Origin of the sequence: Microbacterium sp. (genome assembly GCF_031178445.1) — a bacterium.
GTDB lineage: Bacteria > Actinomycetota > Actinomycetes > Actinomycetales > Microbacteriaceae > Microbacterium.
Genome location: NZ_JAPSIY010000003.1, coordinates 44,770 through 67,460, shown reverse-complemented (window position 1 = coordinate 67,460; position 22,691 = coordinate 44,770). Strand labels below are relative to the sequence as shown.

23 protein-coding genes are annotated in these 22,691 nt (G+C 69.4%); 16 read left to right on the top strand and 7 right to left on the bottom strand.

The features are described from left to right. Nucleotides 1–17: 17 nt before the first annotated feature. A complete protein-coding gene (gdhA, locus tag RIN43_RS05410; RefSeq protein ID WP_375163708.1) occupies nucleotides 18–1,385 on the top strand; it encodes an NADP-specific glutamate dehydrogenase in 1,368 nt (455 codons plus the stop codon). 155 nt (nucleotides 1,386–1,540) lie between these two features. On the opposite strand, the gene RIN43_RS05405 is transcribed toward gdhA, so the two are convergent. After that, on the bottom strand, nucleotides 1,541–2,146 hold the full coding sequence (locus RIN43_RS05405) for a gamma carbonic anhydrase family protein (protein ID WP_309127867.1): 606 nt from the start codon (nucleotides 2,144–2,146) through the stop codon (nucleotides 1,541–1,543). Nucleotides 2,147–2,195: 49 nt separating this feature from the next. Next, nucleotides 2,196–2,579: a nuclear transport factor 2 family protein gene (locus RIN43_RS05400; RefSeq protein ID WP_309127866.1), complete on the bottom strand. Its 384-nt coding sequence runs from the start codon at nucleotides 2,577–2,579 to the stop codon at nucleotides 2,196–2,198. Nucleotides 2,580–2,655: 76 nt separating this feature from the next. On the opposite strand from RIN43_RS05400, the gene RIN43_RS05395 reads away from it, so the two are divergent. Continuing rightward, nucleotides 2,656–3,015 (top strand): VOC family protein, encoded by a 360-nt coding sequence (locus tag RIN43_RS05395; RefSeq protein ID WP_309127865.1) that lies wholly within the window; start codon nucleotides 2,656–2,658, stop codon nucleotides 3,013–3,015. 19 nt (nucleotides 3,016–3,034) lie between these two features. Here the strand turns inward: RIN43_RS05395 and RIN43_RS05390 are convergent, their stop codons facing one another. The 4 genes from RIN43_RS05390 to RIN43_RS05375 are packed head-to-tail and all read right to left on the bottom strand — an operon-like array spanning nucleotide 3,035 to nucleotide 8,760. Further along, a complete protein-coding gene (locus RIN43_RS05390; protein ID WP_309127864.1) occupies nucleotides 3,035–3,496 on the bottom strand; it encodes a transcriptional regulator in 462 nt (153 codons plus the stop codon). Then, nucleotides 3,493–4,296 carry an alpha/beta hydrolase gene (locus RIN43_RS05385; RefSeq protein ID WP_309127863.1) on the bottom strand — a complete coding sequence of 268 codons (804 nt, stop codon included), beginning with the start codon at nucleotides 4,294–4,296 and terminating at the stop codon, nucleotides 3,493–3,495. The genes RIN43_RS05390 and RIN43_RS05385 overlap by 4 nt, the downstream gene beginning before the upstream one ends. Before the next feature lie 36 nt (nucleotides 4,297–4,332). After that, nucleotides 4,333–7,860, bottom strand: coding sequence for a transcription-repair coupling factor (mfd, locus tag RIN43_RS05380; RefSeq protein WP_309127862.1), 3,528 nt, complete (start codon nucleotides 7,858–7,860; stop codon nucleotides 4,333–4,335). Nucleotides 7,861–7,869: 9 nt separating this feature from the next. Beyond that, a complete protein-coding gene (locus tag RIN43_RS05375) occupies nucleotides 7,870–8,760 on the bottom strand; it encodes a permease (protein ID WP_309127861.1) in 891 nt (296 codons plus the stop codon). 77 nt (nucleotides 8,761–8,837) lie between these two features. Between RIN43_RS05375 and RIN43_RS05370 the strand changes: the two genes are divergently transcribed. The 13 genes from RIN43_RS05370 to RIN43_RS05310 all read left to right on the top strand — a co-directional run bounded on the left by RIN43_RS05370 (nucleotide 8,838) and on the right by RIN43_RS05310 (nucleotide 21,314). Further along, nucleotides 8,838–9,407: a GNAT family protein gene (locus RIN43_RS05370; protein ID WP_309127860.1), complete on the top strand. Its 570-nt coding sequence runs from the start codon at nucleotides 8,838–8,840 to the stop codon at nucleotides 9,405–9,407. A 55-nt stretch (nucleotides 9,408–9,462) separates the two neighbouring features. Further along, entirely contained in the window at nucleotides 9,463–10,326 is an 864-nt protein-coding gene (locus tag RIN43_RS05365; RefSeq protein ID WP_309127859.1) for a DNA-formamidopyrimidine glycosylase family protein, read from the top strand. Nucleotides 10,327–10,577: 251 nt separating this feature from the next. After that, nucleotides 10,578–11,606 (top strand): bifunctional diaminohydroxyphosphoribosylaminopyrimidine deaminase/5-amino-6-(5-phosphoribosylamino)uracil reductase RibD, encoded by a 1,029-nt coding sequence (ribD, locus tag RIN43_RS05360; RefSeq protein WP_309127858.1) that lies wholly within the window; start codon nucleotides 10,578–10,580, stop codon nucleotides 11,604–11,606. Then, nucleotides 11,606–12,235, top strand: coding sequence for a riboflavin synthase (locus RIN43_RS05355; protein WP_309127857.1), 630 nt, complete (start codon nucleotides 11,606–11,608; stop codon nucleotides 12,233–12,235). Before ribD ends, RIN43_RS05355 begins: the two co-directional genes overlap by 1 nt. Continuing rightward, nucleotides 12,232–13,506 (top strand): GTP cyclohydrolase II, encoded by a 1,275-nt coding sequence (gene ribA / locus RIN43_RS05350; RefSeq protein WP_309127856.1) that lies wholly within the window; start codon nucleotides 12,232–12,234, stop codon nucleotides 13,504–13,506. The genes RIN43_RS05355 and ribA overlap by 4 nt, the downstream gene beginning before the upstream one ends. Next, nucleotides 13,503–13,979: a 6,7-dimethyl-8-ribityllumazine synthase gene (gene ribH, locus RIN43_RS05345; protein WP_309127855.1), complete on the top strand. Its 477-nt coding sequence runs from the start codon at nucleotides 13,503–13,505 to the stop codon at nucleotides 13,977–13,979. The genes ribA and ribH overlap by 4 nt, the downstream gene beginning before the upstream one ends. Before the next feature lie 44 nt (nucleotides 13,980–14,023). Continuing rightward, a complete protein-coding gene (locus RIN43_RS05340; RefSeq protein WP_309127854.1) occupies nucleotides 14,024–14,380 on the top strand; it encodes a Fe-S protein in 357 nt (118 codons plus the stop codon). A 90-nt stretch (nucleotides 14,381–14,470) separates the two neighbouring features. Next, nucleotides 14,471–15,709 carry an ABC transporter substrate-binding protein gene (locus RIN43_RS05335; protein WP_309127853.1) on the top strand — a complete coding sequence of 413 codons (1,239 nt, stop codon included), beginning with the start codon at nucleotides 14,471–14,473 and terminating at the stop codon, nucleotides 15,707–15,709. 25 nt (nucleotides 15,710–15,734) lie between these two features. Beyond that, a complete protein-coding gene (locus tag RIN43_RS05330; RefSeq protein WP_309127852.1) occupies nucleotides 15,735–16,610 on the top strand; it encodes a branched-chain amino acid ABC transporter permease in 876 nt (291 codons plus the stop codon). After that, on the top strand, nucleotides 16,610–18,376 hold the full coding sequence (locus RIN43_RS05325) for a branched-chain amino acid ABC transporter ATP-binding protein/permease (RefSeq protein ID WP_309127851.1): 1,767 nt from the start codon (nucleotides 16,610–16,612) through the stop codon (nucleotides 18,374–18,376). The genes RIN43_RS05330 and RIN43_RS05325 overlap by 1 nt, the downstream gene beginning before the upstream one ends. A gap of 4 nt (nucleotides 18,377–18,380) precedes the next feature. After that, on the top strand, nucleotides 18,381–19,094 hold the full coding sequence (locus RIN43_RS05320; protein ID WP_375163711.1) for an ABC transporter ATP-binding protein: 714 nt from the start codon (nucleotides 18,381–18,383) through the stop codon (nucleotides 19,092–19,094). After that, nucleotides 19,091–20,323 carry an alpha-hydroxy acid oxidase gene (locus RIN43_RS05315; RefSeq protein WP_309127849.1) on the top strand — a complete coding sequence of 411 codons (1,233 nt, stop codon included), beginning with the start codon at nucleotides 19,091–19,093 and terminating at the stop codon, nucleotides 20,321–20,323. Before RIN43_RS05320 ends, RIN43_RS05315 begins: the two co-directional genes overlap by 4 nt. A gap of 121 nt (nucleotides 20,324–20,444) precedes the next feature. Then, nucleotides 20,445–21,314, top strand: a complete 870-nt coding sequence (locus RIN43_RS05310) for a hypothetical protein (RefSeq protein ID WP_309127848.1) — start codon at nucleotides 20,445–20,447, stop codon at nucleotides 21,312–21,314. A gap of 59 nt (nucleotides 21,315–21,373) precedes the next feature. Here RIN43_RS05310 and RIN43_RS05305 read toward each other — a convergent pair whose 3' ends face one another. Beyond that, on the bottom strand, nucleotides 21,374–22,405 hold the full coding sequence (locus tag RIN43_RS05305; protein ID WP_309127847.1) for an LD-carboxypeptidase: 1,032 nt from the start codon (nucleotides 22,403–22,405) through the stop codon (nucleotides 21,374–21,376). Between the two features lie 73 nt (nucleotides 22,406–22,478). Here RIN43_RS05305 and RIN43_RS05300 point away from each other — a divergent pair, with 73 nt between their 5' ends. Continuing rightward, nucleotides 22,479–22,685 (top strand): AsnC family protein, encoded by a 207-nt coding sequence (locus RIN43_RS05300; RefSeq protein WP_309127846.1) that lies wholly within the window; start codon nucleotides 22,479–22,481, stop codon nucleotides 22,683–22,685. The last annotated feature ends 6 nt before the right edge of the window (nucleotides 22,686–22,691 follow it).

Below are 22,691 nucleotides of genomic sequence, written 5' to 3'. Positions count from 1 at the left end.
CACCAGAAAGCTTCCGCGTGACCGACACCACTGCCGACTTCCATCCGCTCAACTCCGCAGCGCAGCCCGTGTTCGACGCGGTGCGCAGCCTCAACCCGAATGAGCCGGAGTTCCACCAGGCGGTGCACGAGGTACTGCACTCGATCGGGCCCGTGCTCGACCGGCGTCCCGAATACCTGGAGAACGGGGTCCTCGAGCGCCTCGTCGAACCGGAGCGCCAGATCATCTTCCGTGTGCCGTGGATCGACGACGCCGGCAGGCTGCAGGTCAACCGCGGCTACCGGGTGCAGTACAACTCGGCGCTGGGCCCGTACAAGGGCGGCCTGCGGTTCCACCCCTCGGTGAACATCTCGATCATCAAGTTCCTCGGCTTCGAGCAGATCTTCAAGAACGCGCTCACCGGTCAGGGCATCGGCGGCGGCAAGGGCGGCTCGAACTTCGACCCGCACGGCAAGAGCGAGGCCGAGGTCATGCGCTTCTGCCAGTCGTTCATGAACGAGCTGTCGCGCCACATCGGGGAGCACACCGACGTCCCGGCCGGCGACATCGGCGTTGGCGGCCGCGAGATCGGCTACATGTTCGGCATGTACCGCAAGATCACCAACCGTCACGAGTCCGGCATCCTCACCGGCAAGGGCATCGGCTGGGGCGGGGCACAGGTTCGCACCGAGGCCACCGGCTACGGTGCGGTGTTCTTCGTGCAGGAGATGCTGGCCGTGCACGGCGAGAGCCTCGAGGGCAAGCGCGTGGCCGTCTCGGGCTCGGGCAACGTCGCCATCTACGCGATCGAGAAGGCGACCCAGCTCGGTGCGCGGGCCGTGACCGCATCCGACTCGTCCGGCTACGTCGTCGACGACGCGGGCATCGACCTGGGTCTGCTGCGTCAGATCAAGGAGGTCGAGCGCGGCCGCATCGTCGAGTACGCCAACCGCCGTCCCGGCGCTCGCTTCGTCGAGGACGGCAATGTCTGGGAGACCCCGGTCGACATCGCCGTGCCTTCCGCGACGCAGAACGAGCTGAACGAGGAGTCGGCGCGGATGCTCATCGCCAACGGCGTGCGGGCGGTGGCGGAGGGCGCCAACATGCCCTCGACGCCCGAGGCCGTCGGCGCGTTCCAGGATTCCGAGGTGCTGTTCGCACCCGGCAAGGCCGCGAACGCGGGCGGTGTCGCCACGTCGGCACTGGAGATGAGCCAGAACGCCTCGCGCCAGCGCTGGAACTTCGCGAACAGCGAGCAGAAGCTGCGCGACATCATGGCCGACATCCACGACGCGTCGTTCCGCGCCGCCGAGCGCTACGGCACCCCTGGCGACTACGTGGCGGGGGCCAACATCGCAGGCTTCGAGCGCGTGGCCGACGCCATGCTGGCTCAGGGCGTCATCTGACCGCATCCGCTCCGCCCACGGCTTATGCCGTGAACGGGCAACGTGCGCCGTCACCGGGCGCAGGACGATCACTCAGAACAGGACGGATGCCGAGCATCCGTCCTGTTCTCGACGAAGATCCGGTTCTCGGTGAAGTCGCGGTCCCGTGGGAACCGTCAGATGCCGTCGACGGGCCGGTCGTCTGCGTGCCGGGCGAGCGAAGAGCCGTAGCGTTCGGTGAGCTGCACCATGAGATCGGGGGTGTCGCGGTCGACGCCGAAGACGTGGCCGGGAAAGTCGAGCTCGGGCATCGCCGCGGCGATCTCGTCAGCCTGATCTGGCGAAAGCAGCTGCACGGGATCCCCGGTCGCCACCCAGCCGATGGGCACGACGGTACCCTCGGGCAGCACAGAGCGACGCTGCACGATCGCGTTGACCCGCACCTCGCAGCGCGGCCCTACCAGCGCACCGTTGAACACGCGCGCCCCGGACGCGAGGAACACCTCTTCACCGACCGTCGCCCCTGCGACGCTGGCGAGTGTGCCCACCAGGGTGTGATCGCCGATGTGCACGGCATTCGCCGCCGTCGCGCGGATCAGCGCGTTCTCCATCACGATCACGTGCTCACCGAGCGTGATCGGGCCGCCTTCGGCCGTGATCACGGCGCCGTGCAGCACCTGGCAGTGCGGGCCGATCTCGACGTCTCCCGAGATGACCGCGGTCGGCGCCACGACGGCGGTGGCGTGGATGCGGGGGCGAGCCCCGAGGTGCTCGAACTTCATGCGGCCAGACTAGTGAACGGCGGCCGCGTGGGGCAGCACCGACTCAGGATCAGTCGGTCGGACCGTCGCCCGCCGCCGTCTGCTGGTACAGCGCCAGTCGCGGTCGTCCGTCGCGCACCGTGTACACGCTCGTCATCAGCGCCTCGAACGGCTCCTCGCCGTCTCGGTGCGCTGTCGCCCGATATGTGAGGGCTGCGGCATCGGCCGCGATCGGCACGAGTCGCTCGTGCGTGATCGAATACGTCGCCCAGGGCGGCGCGCCGTCCAGCGAATCCTTCACCCCGGCGCGGTCGAGGATCATCCCGTTCACGAGGATCATCAGCGCGTCAGAGGTCATGATCTCTCCGTAGAAGGCGGCGCCGCGCGACGCGCACAGCGAGTCCCAGCCTTCCCGTTCCAGTGCGAGCAGATCGGTCTCAGTCAAGGCAGTCATGGTTCGAGACAGGCTAGCCGATGCGCAGATCGGAGGGGACTTGATCGTGGCCGGCGACGGGTCTACTGTCGCCCCCATGACGGTGACGAGGCTGTTCCCCATCCTGCGCACAACCGATCTGCCGGCGCTCGTCGACTTCTATCAGCGTGCCTTCTCGGCATCCGTCGAGTACCGCTTCGAACACGACGGGCGCGAAGTCTACGTCGCGATGGCGGTCGGCGGCGGCACGATAGGGATCGGCTTCGAACCGGATGCGGCGGGAGGCGATGCCGTCGCCATCTGGCTGTACGTCGATGACGTCGACACCGCGCACTCGGCGGCGGTCGACGCCGGTGCCGAGTCCGTCGCAGAGCCCGAGGGGATGCCGTGGGGCGAGCGGGTCGCCCAGGTGCGCGACCCCGACGGAACGCTGCTGTACCTGGGCTCGGCGGTCTGACGGCGCAGCGACGGCCGCCCTACTGGAGAGCCGACTCGTGCGGAGCCGGTCGCTGCGCACCACGGCGAAGCATGTCTTCGCCCGCCGCGACGTACGCCGCGAAGAGGTCGGTGACGTCGGCGAGCCTGCGTGCGGCGCGCTCGTCCTCGGCCAACGACTCCGCCGAGCGCAGCGTCCGGATGAACACGTGCGCCCGCTCGTGACTGGCGGCGAGCAGCTGTTCGAAGCCGCCTGATGCCTCGATGAGCAGCCGACGACTGCCCGGCTGTGAGATGGTGCGAGCCAGCCCCCACGAGACCAGGGAGCGGACGGCAGTGCTCACCGCGCCGCTGCTGAGTTTCAGCGCCTCCTGGAGCTGCTCGGCTGTCGATGCCTCCGCCCTCAGCAGCAGGTGGCCGTAAACGCGACCGGTCGCGCGCGGCAGGTTCCATGCGACGAGCATGTCCCCCACGGCGTCGACGAAGCGCTCGGCGTCGGTCACGAGGCCAGCTCCTCGAGGATCGACAGCAGCGCGGCGCTCGAGGCGTCCGGCGCGTCGAGCGTGACGATGTGCCCCGCGCCGGCGATCACCCGTTCGCGCACCCCTTCCGCCTGCGCCCACCGCGGCATCGCGGACGAGATGTTGCCGGTGCGATCCTCTGCGCCGCGCAACAGGCCGATGGGCACGGGGGTCCGGTAGGCCGGGTCGGGTTTCACGAACGAGACCGTCGCGCGCCAGACGTCGAGGAACAGCGCCTTCGGCATCCGCGCGAAAACCCGCTCGGTCTCAGCGATGGCGCCAGGACTCACCGCGGATGCCGCCGCCATCAGACGCGGCAGGCGAGCGGCCGGGATCATGCCCAGCATGGGGGCCGCCAGCCGCAGGCCGAGCCGCTCCAGGCGGCTCAGCGGCCCCGTGTTCCACGTTGAGCCCACGACGATGAGCCCGGCGGCTCGCTGCGGATGCTCCTGCACGAACGCCTGCGAGAGATTCCCGCCGAGGGAGTGACCGACGAGGATCGGACGGGAGAGCCCGCGGTCGTCGATCAGCGCGCCGAGGTCCTCCAGCGCGGCGGTCGCCGTGAACCGGCATCCAGGGTCGATGGCGGATTCTCCGTGTCCGCGCAGATCCCACAGGACGGAGCGGTATCCCGCCTCGCGCACAGCCTCGGCCTGCGCGGCGAACATGGTGTGATCCATCCCCGCACCGTGGGTGAAGACCACGGCCGCCGCATCACCACCGTCGTCCCGATATCGGATGCGGGCACCTGGGCGCGTCAGCGATCCCGGTTTATTCACCATTCTCTGAAAATAGCAGAACGGTGTCGTGGCGGGACGTCAGGCCTTGACCGGCTCCGGGAACAACGCGGTGAAGAGCTGGCCGACCCAGGCGATGAGCTCGGGGCCGTCCGGCCCCGGCATCGGCACGACAACGGCTTCTCCCCCGCCGACGAGCTTCGCCTTCGGGTACAGCCGCTGCAGGCGCACCTTCATCGAGTCCTCGAAGCGCGCCGGCGCGATGCGCAGGTTCGATCCCATCGCGACGACATCGGTCAGGCCGGCACGGGCTGCCCGACGGCGCAGCCGAGCCACGGTCACGAGCGTCTCGACCTCCTCGGGCAACGCGCCGTAGCGGTCGATCAGCTCCTCTGCCACGAGGTCGATCGCATCGTCGGTCGCTGTGGCCGTCGCCGCGGACGACAGCTTCTGGTACGCCTCCAGTCGCAGCCGCTCGCTGTCGATGTAGTGCTCGGGGATGCGCGCTTCGACCGGCAGCTCCAGCCGCAGCTCGGCCCCGGTCTCGGTCTCCTCTCCCCGGAAGTTGGCGACCGCCTCGCCGATCATGCGCAGGTAGAGGTCGAACCCTACGCCCGCGATGTGCCCTGCCTGCTCGGCGCCCAGCATGTTGCCGGCGCCGCGCAACTCGAGGTCCTTCAGCGCGACCTGCATGCCCGAGCCGAGATCGTTGTTCACGGCGATGGTCTGCAGGCGGTCTGCGGCGGTTTCGCTGAGCGGCTTGGTGTCGTCGTAGAGGAAGTACGCGTAGGCGCGCTCGCGGCCGCGCCCCACGCGACCGCGGAGCTGGTGCAGCTGCGAGAGCCCGTACTTGTCGGCGCGGTCGATGATGATCGTGTTCGCGTTGGAGATGTCCAGACCGGTCTCGATGATCGTCGTGGAGACCAGCACGTCGTACTTGCGCTCCCAGAAGTCGTCGACGACCTGCTCGAGCTGGTGCTCGCCCATCTTGCCGTGCGCCACCGCGATGCGCGCCTCGGGTACGAGCTCGGCGAGCTCGGCCGCGACCCGCTGGATCGACTGCACGCGGTTGTGCACGAAGAACACCTGCCCCTCGCGCAGGATCTCGCGGCGGATCGCCGCGGCGATCTGCTTGTCGCTGCGCGGGCCGACGAAGGAGAGGATCGGGTGCCGGTCCTCCGGCGGGGTCTGCAGCGTGGACATCTCGCGGATGCCGGTGACCGCCATCTCGAGCGTGCGCGGGATGGGCGTGGCGCTCATGGCGAGGATGTCGACGTTCGTCTTCAGTTTCTTCAGCGCGTCCTTGTGCTCGACCCCGAAGCGCTGCTCCTCGTCGATGATCAGCAGGCCGAGATCTTTGAACAGCACCTGGTCGGTGAGGATGCGGTGCGTGCCGATGACCATGTCCACCGAGCCGTCGAGCAGTCCCTGCAGGGTGAGCCTGGCCTCTTTGTCGGTCTGGAAGCGCGAGAGCGGGCGCACCTTAACCGGGAAGCCTGCGAAGCGCTCCGTGAACGTCTCGAGGTGCTGCTTGACGAGGAGCGTGGTCGGCACGAGCATCGCGACCTGCTTACCCTCCTGGATCGCCTTGAAGGCGGCGCGCACGGCGACCTCGGTCTTGCCGAAGCCGACGTCCCCCGACAGCAGCCGGTCCATCGGAATGGGCCGCTCCATGTCGGCCTTGATCTCCTCGATCGTCTGCAGTTGATCGGGGGTCTCGGCGAACGGGAACGCCTCCTCCAGCTCGCGCTGCCACGGCGTGTCCGGTCCGAACGAGTGCCCCTTGGCGCTCATCCGCGCCGAGTAGAGCTTCACGAGTTCCACGGCGATGTCGCGCACCGCCTTGCGCGCCCGGCCCTTCGCCGCCGCCCAGTCGCTGCCGCCCATCTTCGACAGGGTGGGAGCCTCGCCGCCGACGTACTTCGAGAGCAGGTCGAGCTGGTCGGTCGGCACGAAGAGCTTGTCACCGGGGTAGCCACGCTTGGACGGCGCGTACTCGAGCACCAGATACTCGCGGGTCGATTTCGTCGCGTTGCGGCCGCCGGTGGACACCTCGCGCTTGGTCATCTCGACGAAACGGCCGATACCGTGCGTGGTGTGCACGACGTAGTCCCCCTGCTTCAACTGCAGCGGGTCGACGACGTTCCGACGACGCGAGGCGAGCTTCTTCACGACGCGCTGATCGCCGCCGATCGTTCGGCCGTAGAACTCGTTGTCGGTGAGGACGGCGAGCTTCGCCTCCGGCACCTGGAAGCCGGACTCCACGGAGCCGGCCACCAGGCTCGCGACGCCCGCCTCCGGCGCGTCGACGAGATCCGTGACGATGCGGGCGGCGAGTCCGCGGTCGCTGAGCACGTCCCTCGCGCGCTCGACGAGCCCCTGCCCTGATGCGATGATCACGACCCGCCAGCCGTCGTGCAGCCGCGCCTCGACGAAGGCGATGGCACCGTCGACGTTGCCGTGGAACGACGGGATGATCGAGGAGTCGAGGTTCTCGGCATCCGCGTCGTCCGTCGCGAAGGTGCTCAGACGCCACCAGACGCCGTCGCGGTCGCGCACGACTTCGCGCAGCCGTGCGATGGAGATGAAGTCACCGGCGCCCAGGTCGATCGGAGCGGATGCTCCCGACGTGGCGGCGCTCCACGCGGCATCCAGGAACTCGCGATTGGTCTCGCCGAGATTCTGCGCCCTGGCGCTGGCACGCTCCGGGTCGACGATGGCGGTCGCCGACCCCTCGGGCAGGTATTCCGCGAGCGTCATCAGGGGCCCGGAGACGGCGGGGAGCAGCGACTCCATGCCCTCGACCGGGATGCCCTCGGCCATCTTCTCGAGCATGCCCGAGATCGCAGGGAATCGTCCGACCAGCGCCGCCGCCCGCTCCCGTACGTCCGCCGTGAGCAGCAGTTCGCGGCTAGCCGGCAGTTCGACGCCCTCGACGTCGCCGGGCAGCGAACGCTGGTCGGCGACGGAGAAGGCTCGGATCTGGTCGACCTCATCCCCGAAGAACTCCACCCGCAGCGGGTGGTCGGCTGTGGGAGGGAAGACATCGAGGATGCCGCCGCGCACCGCGAATTCACCGCGGCGCGAGACCATGTCGACTCGGGAGTAGGCACGCTCGACGAGCTGTTCGACCGCGTCCTCCAGCTCGATCCCGCGCCCGCCGAGGCGGAGCTCGAGCGGGGCCGCGTCGCCGAGGTTGGCTGCCAGCGGCTGCAGCGCTGCGCGCACGGACGCGACGACGATCAGCGGGCGCGCGCCGTCCCACGTGGCGATGCGGCGCAGCGCCTCCAGGCGTCGACCGACCGTGTCGGGGCTGGGGCTCAGCCGCTCGTGCGGCAGCGTCTCCCAGGCCGGGAAAGTCAGGATCTCGGCACCGGCCAAGTAGGAGCCGAGCGCGGCGGCCACGGATTCCGCTCGACGCCCCGTGGGGGTGACGACCAGTGCGGATGCGGGCAGCCCGGCCCGCTCGCGCTTTTCGAGGAGCCCGGCGATCACGGGGGCGTCGAGCCCGTCGACCACCGAGATGTCGGCATCGGTCTTGGCCCAGGCGAGGGCGTCGCGGTAAAGGTTCGCCTCTTCCAAGGCGCGCAGAATCCCCGGAACAGTCACCGGATGAGTCTAATCGCGGGCACGGACACTCGGTCTCGACCTTCGGAACCCGTCGACCGCGAGCGCCGCGAGCGCGACGGCGAGGATGGCGTACACGACGGCGTCGGCGCCCCGCATCCGCTCTCCCAGCAGCATCGCGACGATGACCAGCATCACCGGTTCGGCGTATCCGAGCAGACCGAACACCGGCATCGACAGCATCGTCGAGGCACCCAGGTAGAGCACCATGGCGATCGCGCCGACGAGCCCGACCGCGGCGAGCCCGGCCAGTTCCCCGGCGGGAATCGGCCCCGGCGCCGCCGTGCCGAGCAGCGTGACCGCGAGCGGCGTCATGACCGCGACCTCGATGCCGAACGCCATGGGCCCGTCCAGGCCGAAGCGCTGGCGCAGCACGAAGTACACGGCGTACGGGATGCAGATCGTCCAGGTGACCCACGACATCTGCGGCGTCGCCACGAGCTTGATGACCACGGCGATGGCGGCGAGCGCCACCACGCCCCATTGCAGCGCAGAGACGTGCGCGCGCAGCAGGAAACGCCCGCACAGCACCAGGCTGATCGGCAGCAGCAGGTAGCCGAGCCCGGCGTCGAGCCCGTGTCCGTTCATCGGCGCCCACATGAACAGCCACAGCTGCACGCCGACGATCGTCGTGAGCATCAGGGCAATCAGCGGCATCCACCATCGTGCCCGGAGGCGACGCCACAACATGACGAGCGAGCGGCGCGCCGCCGGATGCGAGAGGGCCAGCGCGTAAAGCGCGAGCGTCGCGAGGACGCGCCACGCGTAGACGACCTCCGCCGAGGACTTCAGCTGGGCGGCGAGGAAGAAGATGCCTCCGAAGAGAACGGATGCCAGCAGTGACGCGGTCACGCCCTTCGATGACGAGTGCTGCACTTGCACGGCCATCCTCCTCTGGGTCACGGCGAACGACCGTCCGCCGAATCCTATCGAGTGCGGCGGGCCCGTACGCTGGTGCGATGCATCCCGTCACCCTGCGCACCGATCGACTGGTGCTCAGCATCCCGACCGAAGCCGACATCGACGCGATCACCGCCGCCTGCCAGGATCCGGAGATCCCCCGCTGGACCACTGTGCCGAGTCCGTACTCGGCGGACGACGCGGCCGACTTCGTGCAGTTGGTCGCCGGCTGGTGGAACGAAGGTGTCGAGACCGTTTGGGCGGTCCGCAAGGACGGGGCGCTGGCGGGAATGGTCGGTCTGCACCGCATCAAGCCCCACCCGCACGGCGGTGAGGCGGAGATCGGGTTCTGGGGCGCAGCCGAGCATCGCGGCCAGGGGGTCATGGGCGAGGCGGCGCGCGCCGTCGTCGACTGGGCCTTCGATGAGCTGCGTCTCGCTCGCATCGGCTGGCGCGCCATCGTCGGCAACGTGCCGTCCGCACGCACAGCACGATCGCTCGGGTTCCGCTACGAAGGGATGCTGCGCCAGGGCGAGAGCACCCCGCGCGGACGAGAGGACGGCTGGATCGCGGGTCTGCTGTCCACGGACGACAGGACGCCGGTGTCCTGGCCGGTGCTGACCTCCTAGCGACGGGCGGAGGCTCGCCCTCGCCGACGTCGCCCGGTCGTGTCAGGATGTCACCATGCCTGAGATGCCGGAGGTTCAGGGACTCGTCGGTTTCCTCGCCGAACGAGCGGCGGGACGCACGATCACGCGCGTCAGCGTGAGCGCGATCGCGGCACTGAAGACGTTCGATCCGCCCGTCACCGCACTGCAGGATGCGATGATCACCGGCGCTGCGCGGCACGGCAAGTTCATCGATCTGGCGTGCGGCGACGACCTGCACCTCGTCTTCCACCTCGCCAAAGCGGGGTGGCTGCGCTGGTACGACGAACTGCCGAAGACGCTCATCAAACCCGGCAAGTCGCCGATTGCGCTGCGCGTGGCCCTCGACGACGGCAGCGGGTTCGATCTCACCGAGGCGGGCACCAAGAAGTCCCTCGCCGTCTACGTGACCCGCGACCCCCGTGACGTGCCGGGCATCGCCCACCTCGGACCCGACCCTCTCGACGACGCCTTCACGCGCGATGCGTTCGCCGCGCTGCTCACCGGGCGGCGGATGCAGATCAAAGGGCTGCTGCGCGACCAGGGATTGATCGCGGGGATCGGTAACGCGTACAGCGACGAGATCCTGCACGCCGCGAAGATGTCTCCCTATGCTCCCGCGGGGAACCTCGACGACGCCGACGTCGACCGTCTCTACGACGCGATGCAGTCGACGCTGCGCGAGGCGGTCGCAGCGGCATCCGGAAAGCCACCGGCCGAGCTCAAGGATGCCAAGCGACGCGGCATGCAGGTGCACGCCAGACGCGGAGAGGCGTGCCCCGTGTGCGGCGACACCGTTCGCAGCGTGTTCTTCGCGGACCGCAGCCTGGAGTACTGCCCCACCTGTCAGACCGGCGGCAGACCGCTCGCCGACCGCAGGCTCTCGCGCCTGCTGAAATGACGCGCAGCACCCGCGGGGAATGAAACCCGCGCGCTCGTGTTGAGTAGACTCAGAGCATCAACGTGCTCCGGGGTCGGTGTGAATCCGAACCGGCGGTGACAGTCCGCGAACGCCTGCGATCAGGCGCCGATCCGGTGGAAATCCGGAACCGACGGTGATGCGAGCTCAGGCTCGCGAGTCCGGATGAGAGGAAGCACGGGTCGCGCGAGCGCGCCCTCGGCCACCCCGGAAGCCTGGACGAAGGACGACGGATGGCAGTGACCGAGGCAGAGCGCCACGCGATGACGCGCGCCCTCGAACTCGCCGGCAACGGTCCTCGCGGGCTGAACCCCCAGGTGGGCGCGATCATCCTCTCCCCCGCCGGCGATGTGCTCGCCGAAGGCTGGCACCGCGGCGCCGGCACCCCGCACGCCGAGGTCGACGCCCTCGGGAAGCTCGCACCGGGCGCCGCGCGCGGCGCCACCGCCGTCGTCACCCTGGAACCCTGCAATCACACCGGCCGCACCGGGCCCTGCTCTCAGGCCCTGATCGACGCCGGTGTGGGCCGCGTCGTCTACGCTCTGGACGATCCGGGTGAGCTCTCCAGTGGCGGTGGCGAGCGCCTACGCGCCGCCGGAGTCGATGTCGAACCCGGCGAGCAGGCCGAGGCGTCGAGGGCGCTGATCGCCGACTGGCTCGACGTGCAGCGCCTGGGCCGTCCTCGCGTCACCGTCAAATGGGCTCAGAGCCTCGACGGCCGCGCCGCCGCATCCGACGGCACCAGTCAGTGGATCACAGGCGCAGCCGCGCGCGCGGACGTGCACCTGCGCCGCGCGGCATCCGACGCCATCGTCGTCGGCACCGGCACCGTTCTCGCCGACGACCCGTCGCTCACCGCGCGCGACGGCGACGTGCTGCTCCCCCACCAGCCGGTTCCCGTCGTCATCGGCGCACGCGAGACGCCTGCCGACGCGGCGCTGCGCCGTCACCCCAGGGAGCCGCTGTTCTATCCGACGCGGGATCTTCACGCCGTCCTGGACGATCTGCGTGAGCGCGGAGTGCAGCGCGTGTTCGTCGAAGGCGGCCCCACGCTCGCCAGCCGGTTCATCGCGGAGGGTCTCTGCGACGACGTGCTCGCCTACATCGCGCCCGTGCTTCTCGGGGGTGCGCGCCTCGCCCTCACCGACATCGGCGTCGAGGGCATCGACGGCGCCCGCAGGCTCATCGTCGACGAATGGATGCCGCTGGGCGCCGATCTGCTCGTGATCGCCCGTCCGGCGACGACGAAGGAAGGGAACTGATGTTCACCGGAATCATCGAGGAGATCGGCGAGATCGCCGCGATCTCCGCTTCGGGAGACGGCTGGCGCCTGACGGTGCGCGCCCCTGGTGCGGCATCCGACGCGGTGCACGGCGAGTCGATCGCCGTCAGCGGCGTGTGCCTGACCGTGGTCGGATCGACCGCCGAGTCGTTCGACGCCGATGTCATGAAGCAGACCCTCGACGTGTCGGCACTCGGAGCGCTGCAGGTGGGGTCGCGCGTCAACATCGAGAAGGCCATGCCGGTGGGTGCACGGCTCGGCGGCCACATCGTGCAGGGGCACGTCGACGGCACCGGCTCCGTGCTGGAGGTGCGCCCCGGCGAGCAATGGCGGGTGCTGCGCATCAGCATGCCGGCGGACCTCGCGCCGCTCGTCGTCGACAAGGGTTCGATCACCGTCGCAGGCACATCGCTCACCGTGAGCGCCGTCAGCGCGCCCGCTGCGGGCGACGCCTGGTTCGAGGTCTCGCTCATCCCCGAGACGCTCGAGGCCACAACGCTGGGCGATCTGCAGCCCGGTGACATCGTCAATCTCGAGACCGACATCCTCGCCCGTCACGTCGAGCGCCTGCTCGCGTTCCGCTCCGTTCCGGAAGGAGGCTCCCGATGAGCCTTTCCACCATTGCCGAGGCCCTCGACGCACTGCGCGCGGGACGGCCGATCATCGTCGCCGACGACGAGGATCGCGAGAACGAAGGCGACGTCATCCTGTCGGCAGAGCTGGCGACGCCGAGCTCCGTCGCATGGATGGTGCGCTGGTCTTCGGGCTTCGTCTGCGCGCCGATGCCCGCGGATCTCGCCGATCACCTCAACCTGCCGCCTATGGTCGAGTCGAACGAGGACGCCCGATCGACCGCATACACGGTGAGCGTGGATGCCGCGAGCGGCGTCACCACCGGCATCAGCGCCGGCGACAGGGCTCACACCCTGAACGTGCTGGCCGACCCCGGGTCGACGGCGACCAGCATCATCCGCCCCGGGCACATCCTGCCCCTGCGGGCGGTCGACGGAGGCGTGCGCGAGCGAAGCGGTCACACCGAGGCGGCTGTGGAGCTGATGCGCCTGGCCGGTCTCCGCCCGGTCGGTGCGATCGCCGAGGTCGTCGCCGAGGACGGCAGCATGATGCGCATGCCGGGCCTGCTCGAGCTCGGTGAACGCGACGGCGTACCCGTCATCACCATCGAGCAGCTCATCGCGCACCTCAACGAGATCGATCCGCTCGACGGTGCGGCCGCCCGCGCACCGCACGGACGGCGGCGAGTGAGCCTCCGCGCCGATGCCAATGTGCCGACCGAGCACGGCTCCTTCCGCTTCCTCGCCTACAAGGACCGCGTCACCGGCACCGATCACATCGCCGTCGTGTCGGGAGAGCCCGGCGAGACCGCACTGGTGCGGGTGCATTCGGAATGCCTGACGGGCGAGGCGTTCGGGTCGCTGAAATGCGAGTGCGGCCCGCAGCTGGACGCGGCGCTCGACGCCATCGAGCAGGACGGCGGGATCGTCATCTACATGCGCGGACACGAGGGTCGCGGAATCGGACTGATCAACAAGCTCCGCGCCTACAGCCTGCAGGAGGATGGCCTCGACACCGTCGACGCGAACCTGGCGCTCGGCTTGCCGGCGGACGCCCGCGAGTACGCCGCTGCCGCGGGCATCCTCGCTGACCTGGGCGTGTCCAAGGTGCGGCTGCTCACGAACAACACCGACAAGGTGAACAAGCTGCGCGAGCTCGGCCTCGACGTCGTCGAGCAGGTGCCGCTGATCGTCGGCGTCGGACCGAACAACCACCAGTATCTCGAGACCAAGCGCGACCGCATGGGCCACATCATCGGCGAGGCCGAACTGGCCGAGGCGCTCGCGCAGGGGAAGGAGCAGGCATGAGCCGCGAAGGAGCACCCACCACGCAGACCCCCGTCGACGGCAGCGGGCTGCGCGTCGTCATCGTCGCGGGGACCTGGCACGACACCATCACCGATGGACTGATCGCGGGGGCCCAGCGCACGCTCGACGCGGCCGGCGCCGCGCACTCGCTCGTGCGCGTGCCGGGGTCGTTCGAGCTGGCCGTCGCGGCTCAGGCCGCCTTCGCGGGGGGCGCGGATGCGGTCGTCGCGCTGGGCGTGATCATCCGGGGCGGGACGCCGCACTTCGAGTACGTCTCGGCGGCGACCACCGACGGGCTGACCCGCGTCGCACTCGACGCCGGCAGGCCGGTCGGATTCGGCGTGCTCACGCTCGACGACGAGCAGCAGGGACTCGAGCGCGCCGGGCTCGAGGGCTCGAAGGAGGACAAGGGCGCCGAGGCCGCGGATGCCGCGCTGCGGACCGCTCGCGTGATCGCGGAACTGCGCGGCTGATCGGCCGCTGCGGCGCCGTCGTCGGTTCGGCTAGCCTGGGGGCCATGGAGACCCTGCGCCACATCGTCCTGTTCATCCACCTGATCGGCTTCGCCGTGCTGTTCGGATCCTGGGCGGTGCAGGCTTTCGGCGGCAAACGCGAGATCGCGCGGCTCATGCACGTCGGGATCTCAATCGCAGCGGTAGCCGGACTGGCGCTGGCCGCGCCGTGGGGCCTGCCCGAGGGCGCCGAGATGAACTACGCCAAGATCGGCACCAAGCTCATCGTGCTGCTGATCATCGGAGCGTTCCTCGGCATCGGACAGGCACGCCAGCGCAAGGCGGGCGCAGTGCCGCCCGTTCTGTTCTGGGGTGTCGGCGTGCTCACGCTCGTGAACGCCGGCATCGCCGTCCTCTGGTGACCCGTCGCGCATCGGCGTCGATCGCACGTCGCGCGGCACTATGATCGATCCATCGCCAGCGCGCTTCGAAGAGGCTGACGCGCTCACGCCATGACGCTCCACCCGATCGACGTCGCGCCGGCGAATCTGAATCGCTCGCTCATCGGAGATCTCATGCGCAAAGCCGTCCGCACCGCAGTCATCCTTTCTGCATCCGCTCTCGTCCTCGCCGGCTGCAGCGCCGGCGGCGATGGCGACGGAGGCGGCTCCGCCGAAGGCCTGAAGGGCACCGGCAGCGGCGAATCCTGCGTGATCGAAGGCACCGTGCAGGTCGGCGCGGCGCTCAGCCTCACCGGGGGCGCTGCGAGCTACGGCGAATCGCAGCAGAAGGGTCTCGAGCTGGCCCTGGAGGAGCTCAACGCGGCAGAGGGTGTGAAGTACGAGCTGAAGGTCGAGGACGACGGCACAGATCCGCGTCAGGCCATCGGCGTCTTCGAGAACTTCGTCGGCGACGGCACCAGCGCCATCATCGGACCCACCCTCTCGAACACGGCCTTCCAGGCACAGCCGGTCGCGCAGGAGGCCGGCGTGCCCGTGCTCGCGATCTCGAACACGGCCACGGGAATCACCGAGCAGGGCGATTTCATCTTCCGCGACTCGCTGACCGAGGCGCAGGTGATCCCGCAGACCATCGCAGCGGCGACCGAGAAGCTCGGTCTGGAGAAGGTCGTCGTGATGTACAGCAACGACGACGCGTTCACCGAGTCCGGCTTCCAGGTCATGGAGTCGGCGCTCGAGGACGAGGGCGTGGAGATCGCCGACACCCTGACCTTCTCGGTGAAGGACACCGACTTCCGCAGCCTGCTCACCGCGGCCAAGGAGCAGGACGCCGATGCGATCGTCGTCTCGGCCCTCATCGAGGCCGCGATCCCGCTGGTCACCCAGGCGCGCGAGCTGGGCGTCGACCAGCCGATCATCGGTGGCAACGGCTTCAACAACCCCCAGCTGATGGCGGATGCCGGGGATGCCGCTGAGGGCGTCATCGTCGGCGCAGCCTGGAACTCGGCATCCGACAGCCCCGAGAACACGGACTTCATGGCGGCGTTCGAGGAGAAGCACGGCTCGGGCCCCGACCAGTTCGCCGCTCAGGCGTACACGGGTCTGAAGATCATCGACCACGCCGTCCGCGCGAACTGCTCGGGCGAGCGCGCCGACATCCAGGACGGTCTGACCCAGGTCAAGGACCTGGCCACTCCGCTGGGCGAGATCAGCATCAACGAGAACCGCGACGCCGAGCACCCGGCCGTGGTGCAGATCGTCGAGGACGGTAAGTTCGCTGTCCTGAAGTGATCCGCGTTCCGCGAGAGGGAACCCCATGCAGCAGCTGCTGAACGGCCTGTTCCTCGGATCGATCTACGCGCTGTTCGCCATCGGCTTCACGCTGGTGTTCGGCATCCTGGATCGTCTGAATCTGGCCCACCCGGCCGCGTTCGCCGCCTCGGCGTTCGTCGGCATCTGGCTCACCGACACGTTCGATCTGCCGATCGCGCTCGTGCTGGTGATCGTGTTCGCCTTCGGTGCGCTCCTGGGCCTGCTCATCGAGCGGGTCGCGTTCCGGCCGTTGAAGGATCGCCCCGACGCGCACTTCGCCGGGCTGATCTCGTCGATCGCCATGGGCGGCATGACGATCGCGCTTCTGCAGGCGGTCTTCGGTCCGAACACTCGGCGCTTCCCGCCGGACACGGTGCCGGATGAGAGCATCCCCTTCGCGGGCGTGACCGCGAGCACGCTGCAGCTCGTGATCCTGGGCGTCTCGCTCGGACTCATGATCGCATTGACGGTGCTGGTCGGCCGCACCGCACTCGGCCGCTCGATGCGCGCCGTCGCGGAGAACCCGACCGCTGCGCGCGTACTGGGCGTGAACGTCGACCGTGTCACGGCGATGACATTCGCCATCTCGACCGCTCTGGGCGCCGTCGCCGGCGTGCTGTTCGCCCTGAACGTGAACAGCGCGCAGCTGGGCATGGGTGGCGCCATCGAGTTGAAGGGGCTCGCGGTCATCATCGTGGGCGGAATGGGATCCCTGCCGGGAGCGCTCATCGGTGGGCTCATCCTCGGCATCGCCGAGGTGTTCGCCATCCAGTACATCGGCTCGAGCTGGCGTGATCTCATCGCGTTCGCACTGCTGTTCGTCATCCTGCTGCTGCGTCCGCAGGGACTCTTCGGCAAGCGCCGGGTCCGGGAGGTGTGATGCTGTTCACCGAGTCGACACTCGTCTTCATCGCGCTCAACGGGGTCTTCGCGTTCTCGTTCTACGCGGTGCTCGTCGCCGGGCAGCTCAGCCTCGCGCAGGCCGGCTTCGCGGGCATCGCCGCGTTCACCGCCGCGACCATCACCCCGGCTCCCACCCAGTGGGGACCGCTGCCCACGCTGCTGTTCGCGATGGTGGTGGGGATGCTGGTCGGCGCGGCCGCCGCCGTCATCCTCGGCCTGCCGACGATGCGGCTGCGCGGGGTCTTCCTGGCGATCGCCACGCTCGGCTTCGCCGAGGCCATCCGCATCTTCATCCTCAACGCGGAGTGGACCGGCGGCGCTCAGGGCATGCCGGTGCCCAAGATCATGACGCCCCTCATCGCCTGGACCGTGCTGATCATCGTCACGTACTGGTTCTGGCGCCAGGGTCGCTCCCGCTACGGTCGCGCTCTCGAGGCCATCCGAGAGGATGAGCTCGCCGCCCGGTCCATCGGGATCAACGTCGGCGGCCACCGGCTCAGCGCCTTCGTCGCCGCGGGGGTGCTCGCCGGCCTGTACGGCGTGATGTGGGCGTACTACCTGCGGCTGATCGCCCCAGAGGACTTCGCGTTCGAGAAGGCCATCGACGGTCTCGTGACCGCGGTCGTCGGCGGCACGGCGAACTTCGCGGGCCCCATCCTCGGCAGCGGATTCCAGACGCTGCTGCCCGAGATCCAGCGCGCCATCGGCATCGAGGCCGGCTGGATCCGTCCGTTCATCTCCGGCCTGCTCCTGCTGCTTGTCATCCTCTACCTGCCCGGTGGCATCGCCAGCCTCATCCCCCGGCGCAGGCAGCGCATCGACGTGAGCACGCTCGACGGCGGTGCCGTCGTCGCCGGGCGCGTGCACCCCGCTAAGGGCGAGGTCGTCGCCGAGCTGAAGGGGCTGTCGAAGGAGTACGGCGGCGTCCATGCCGTACGCAGCGTCGACCTGACCGTGCGCAGCGGTGACGTCGTCGGCCTGATCGGGCCGAACGGCGCCGGCAAGACGACGCTGGTCAACATGATCAGCGGGCTCATCCCGCCCTCCTCGGGCACGGCCAGCGTGCTCGGCGTGCAGGTCGGCCGCACACCGGTGCACAAGATCGCCGCCGCCGGTGTGACCCGCACCTTCCAGCACTCCAAGCTGTTCAACCGGCTGACCGCCCTCGAGAACGTGCTGATCGGCGCGCATCTCGTCGCCAGACCGACGTTCCTGCGCCGGCTGCTGTGGCTGCCGTCGGCCCGGCGCGACGAGCGACTCGCACTGGAGCACGCCGCGCGCTGCCTGCGCAGGGTGGGTCTGCTCGACAAGGCGAACGACACTGCGAAGTCGCTGTCCTACGGCGACCAGCGCCGCCTCGAGATCGCCCGCGCTCTCGCGGCCGACCCCTCGCTGCTCATCCTCGATGAGCCCGCGGCGGGAATGAACCACGTCGAGGCGGAGGGGCTCTCGACCCTCATCCGCTCGCTCGCGGAGGACGGCCTGACCATCATCTTCATCGAGCACAACGTCGGCATGGTGCTCGACACCTGCGACCACATCGTCGTGCTGAACTTCGGCGAGGTGCTCGCCGAAGGCTCGGCCGCGCAGATCGCCGCCGACGAGCGTGTCATCGAGGCGTACCTCGGTTCCGCGGACGGCGACCGCGAGGCGGACGCCGACGGCGGCGCGGACGTGGCCGCCACGGACAGGAGCGGCCGCACCGGATCCGATGCCGAGGGCAAGGAGGAGCACCGTGGCTGAGCCGCTGCTGAGCGTGAAGGATCTCACTGTGTCGTACGGCCGCGTCGAGGCCGTACGCGGGGTGTCCTTCGACGTCGCCGCCGGAACCCTGGTGACGCTCGTGGGTGCGAACGGTGCAGGCAAGTCGTCGATCATCAACGCGATCTCCGGCGTCGTGCGGCCCACCGGCGGCACGATCACCTTCGAGGGCGCCGACATCACGAAGGCCAAGTCGCACCGCTTGGTGCCGCGTGGGCTCGTGCAGGTGCCCGAGGGCAGGCAGATCCTCGCGACGATGACGATCGCCGAGAACCTGCAGATGGGCGCGCGCTTCCATGGTGCCAAGGCGGCGGCCGCGATCGATGAGATGTATCAGCGGTTCCCCGTGCTCGGCGAGCGTCGCAGACTACCCGCGGGGTCGCTGTCGGGCGGCGAGCAGCAGATGCTCGCGATCGGCAGGGCGATGCTCGCTCGGCCGAAGCTGATGCTGATGGATGAGCCGTCCATGGGGCTCGCCCCGAAGATCGTCAACGAGGTCTTCGGCGTCATCGACGAGGTGCTGGCCGGCGGCACGACGGTGCTGCTGGTCGAGCAGAACGCCAGACGCGCCCTCCAGGCGGCCAGTGAGGGCCACATCCTGCAGAACGGCGGGATCGTCCGGTCGGGGGCGTCCGAGGATCTGCTCGCCGACGACGACATCATCCAGGCCTACCTCGGCACCGGCCGGGCGAAGGGATGACCAGCGGACGGCGGCGCGTCGAACGACGAGTGCCGACCTGGGGTGCGGTCGCTCCGCTGCTCGGGTTCCGCCGACCGGTGTGGAACGCGACCGATCGCCGGCTCGCGAAGGCGCTGTCGGTGAAGGACCTCGCCCGCATCGCCCGGCGCAACACGCCGCGCTCGGTGTTCGACTACGTGCACGGCGCGGCCGAGGACGAGCACGGAATCGCGCGCGCACGCCGCGCCTTCGCCGAGGTCGAGTTCGAGCCGCGCGTGCTGCACGACGTCGCCACGGTCGACACCTCGGCCACGATCCTCGGCAGGCCGGCGTCCATGCCGCTGATCATGGCGCCGACGGGCTTCACCCGGATGATGCACCATGAGGGCGAGATCGCCGTCGCCGGCGCCGCGGCCAGGGCCGGCGTGCCGTACACGCTCTCGACGTTGGGCACGACCTCGCCCGGCGAGCTCGTGACGGCGGTGCCAGCCGGCGACAACTGGTTCCAGCTCTATCTCTGGAAGGATCGCGACGGCACCAGGAAGATGATCGACGACGCGCGCCGCGCCGGCTACAGCACGCTGGTGCTCACCGTCGACACCCCGGTTGCGGGCAACCGCCTGCGCGACGCCCGCAACGGGCTGACCATCCCGCCGACGCTGAACGCGAAGACCATCTGGGACATGGCGTGGCACCCGGCGTGGTGGTTCAACGTACTCACGACGGCCCCGATCGAGTTCGCGAGCCTGCGCTCCTTCGACGGCACCGTCGCGGAGCTGGTAGCGAAGATGTTCGACCCCAGCCTGCGGATCGAGGATCTCGCCTGGCTGCGGGAGCAATGGGAGGGCGAGCTCGTCGTCAAGGGCATCCAGTCGGTCGCCGACGCGAAGCGAGTGGTGGATGCCGGCGCCGACGCACTGGTGGTCTCGAACCACGGCGGTCGTCAGCTCGACAGGGCGCCCACTCCCCTGCGGCTGCTGCCCGAGGTCGCCGCCGCCGTCGGCGACGACGCCGAGATCTTCCTCGACACCGGAATACTGTCGGGCGCGGATGTGCTGGCCGCGGTCGGCCTCGGCGCTGACGCGTGCATGGTGGGGCGCGCGTACCTGTACGGGCTGATGGCGGGCGGGGAACGCGGCGTGGACAGGATGCTGCAGATCATGCGCGCGGAGGCGGTACGCACCATGCAGCTGACCGGCGTCTCCACTGTGCACGAACTCCGCGGCCGCGTACGGCTCGCCGCACGCTGATACCTACCCGCCCGCGCCCCGCTCGTCAAGCGGTTGTCGAAGTCCGACGACCCCGGCTAGACCGGAGGGGCACCCTCGGTCGGGGACAGCCCTCGACGCATACGACAGGGGAGGTAACACCATGGAATGGTTCGGATTGGGCGCCGTGCTCGCGGGTATCGGCAACTTCGTCCTTCAGCTGATCGTCTTCCTCATCATCCTGCTGATCGGATGGCTGATCGCGAAGAGCATCGCGAAGGGTCTCGAATTCCTGTTCAAGAAGCTCGGCTTCCACAGGCTTCTCGACAGAGCAGGCATATCCCGACTGCTCGCCCCCACCGGCATCGACCCGCTCACGCTCGTGGTCAAGCTGGTGTACTACTTCATCCTGCTGATCGCACTGCTGCTCGCACTGGGCGCATTCGGTCCGAGCAACCCGGTCTCCGGCATCGTCGAGGAGATCATCGGCTGGCTGCCCCGGGTCCTGGTCGCGATCGTCATCGTGATCGTCGTCGCCGCCATCGCCAACTTCGTGGGCGACATCATGCGACCGGCGCTGTCGAAGTTCCGTTTCGGCAGCCTGCTCACCCGCATCGTGACGATCTCGATCATCGCGATGGGTGTGATCGCCGCGCTGAATCAGATCGGCGTCGCCGTCACGGTGACCATGCCCATTCTCATCGCGGTCCTCGCGGCCCTCGTCGGCATCGCCATCGTCGGCATCGGCGGCGGGCTCATCGAGCCCATGCGCTCGCGCTGGGAGAAGTGGCTCGGATCCATGGAGTCGGAGCTCAGCAGGCCGACGGCCGCGGCCGCATCGGCACCGACCTCGGCGACGGCGGCATCCGCTCCCGCGTCAGGACCGGCCGCCTCGACGCAGCCGCCTGTGACGCCGCCGCCGGCTCCGGACGCGCCGCACACGCCGCCCACACCCCCGACGACGCCGCCGACCACTCCCCCGACGGCTCCCCCGGCACCGCCGAGCGCACCCCCGGCACCGCCCCAGTACTGAGGCCCCGATGACGACGATTCCCCGCAGGGCTCCTGCGGGGAATCGTCGTTCTCCGCATGTCAATACGCGGCGGTCACCGTGCGGTTCGCGCCGTCGAGCGACATCTGTCCGCCGTAGGGCACGATCCACTGCGGACGGGTGTGTCCGAACGGCACTCCCACGCAGACGACCGCCTCCGGGTTGTACCGGTGCACCTGTTCGATCACCGCGTCGCGCTGGGCGGCGCGCAGGGAGGCCCGCTCGGCCGGCGAAGGCATCACATCGAAAGTGCTAACGACGGGCCGTGCGACCACGACGCCGGCGACGGCGTCGAGCATCCCCCGCTCGCCCAACGACCGAAGATGGTCGGCGACGGCCTCGGCCGGCGTGAGCTGTTCGCTCGTCTCCAGCAGCAGGATCGCGCCCTCCAGCTCTTCATTCGAGGGCAGCCGGTCGGCCAGCGCGAGCTGCACGAGCACCTCAAGACAACCGCCCCATGTGCGCCCGGCGGCGCGGTTCGCCGGACCCGCCCAGGTCCACGGCTCGGTGGGCTCGCGGTCGCCGAACGCGGTGAGCGCCTCGCTGCTCTCCCAGCGCCGCCCGAAGTCCTCCGCCTCGCCCGGCTCGGTGAGCGCGATCTCACCGCCGTCGAGCAGCGCGGCGCGCAGCGAGCGCAGATGCACGTCGTCGACGGCGGGGCCCGCTCCGAGGTGCACCTGGGTGGAACCGCCGTGATAACCGGCGACACCGTGACGCCACAGCCAGTTGAGGATGTTGGTGTTGTCGCTGTATCCCACGAACGGCTTCGGGTCGGCGAGCACGAGAGCGGGGTCGAGATGCGGGGTGACGAGAAGCTGGTCGTCACCGCCGATGGTCGCGAGGATCGCGCGGATGCCCGGGTCTGCGAACGCCGCGTTGACGTCGGCGGCGCGCGCCTCGGCGCTCGCACCCAGCTGCCGAGTGGTGGGGAACTCGACCGGGATCAGGCCGGTCAGCTCGACCAGCCGCCTCAGCGCCTGTTCGTGGATCGCCTCGGAGACGGCAGGGGCGGCGAATGCCGGCGAGAGAATCGCGACGCGGTCACCGGGGCGCGGTCTGGGAGGTGTCAGCATCGTTCCATCCTGCCGGACACCCCGCGTCAATACCGGTTGACGCACCCACGGCTGTCAACCTATATTGACGAGCATGATCGTTCGCACAGCCATCGACACCGAACCCGAGGGCGAACCCCTCGCCGAACTGCACCGACTCGCTCTCGTCCGCCGCGAGATCGCCCGCGCCGAGGAAGCCCAGGTTCGTCGCGCTCGTGTCGCCGGCTTCTCGTGGCAGGCGATCGCGAGTGCGATGGGAGTCACCAAACAGGCCGCGCATAAGAAGTTCGGCAGACAATAGAGACGC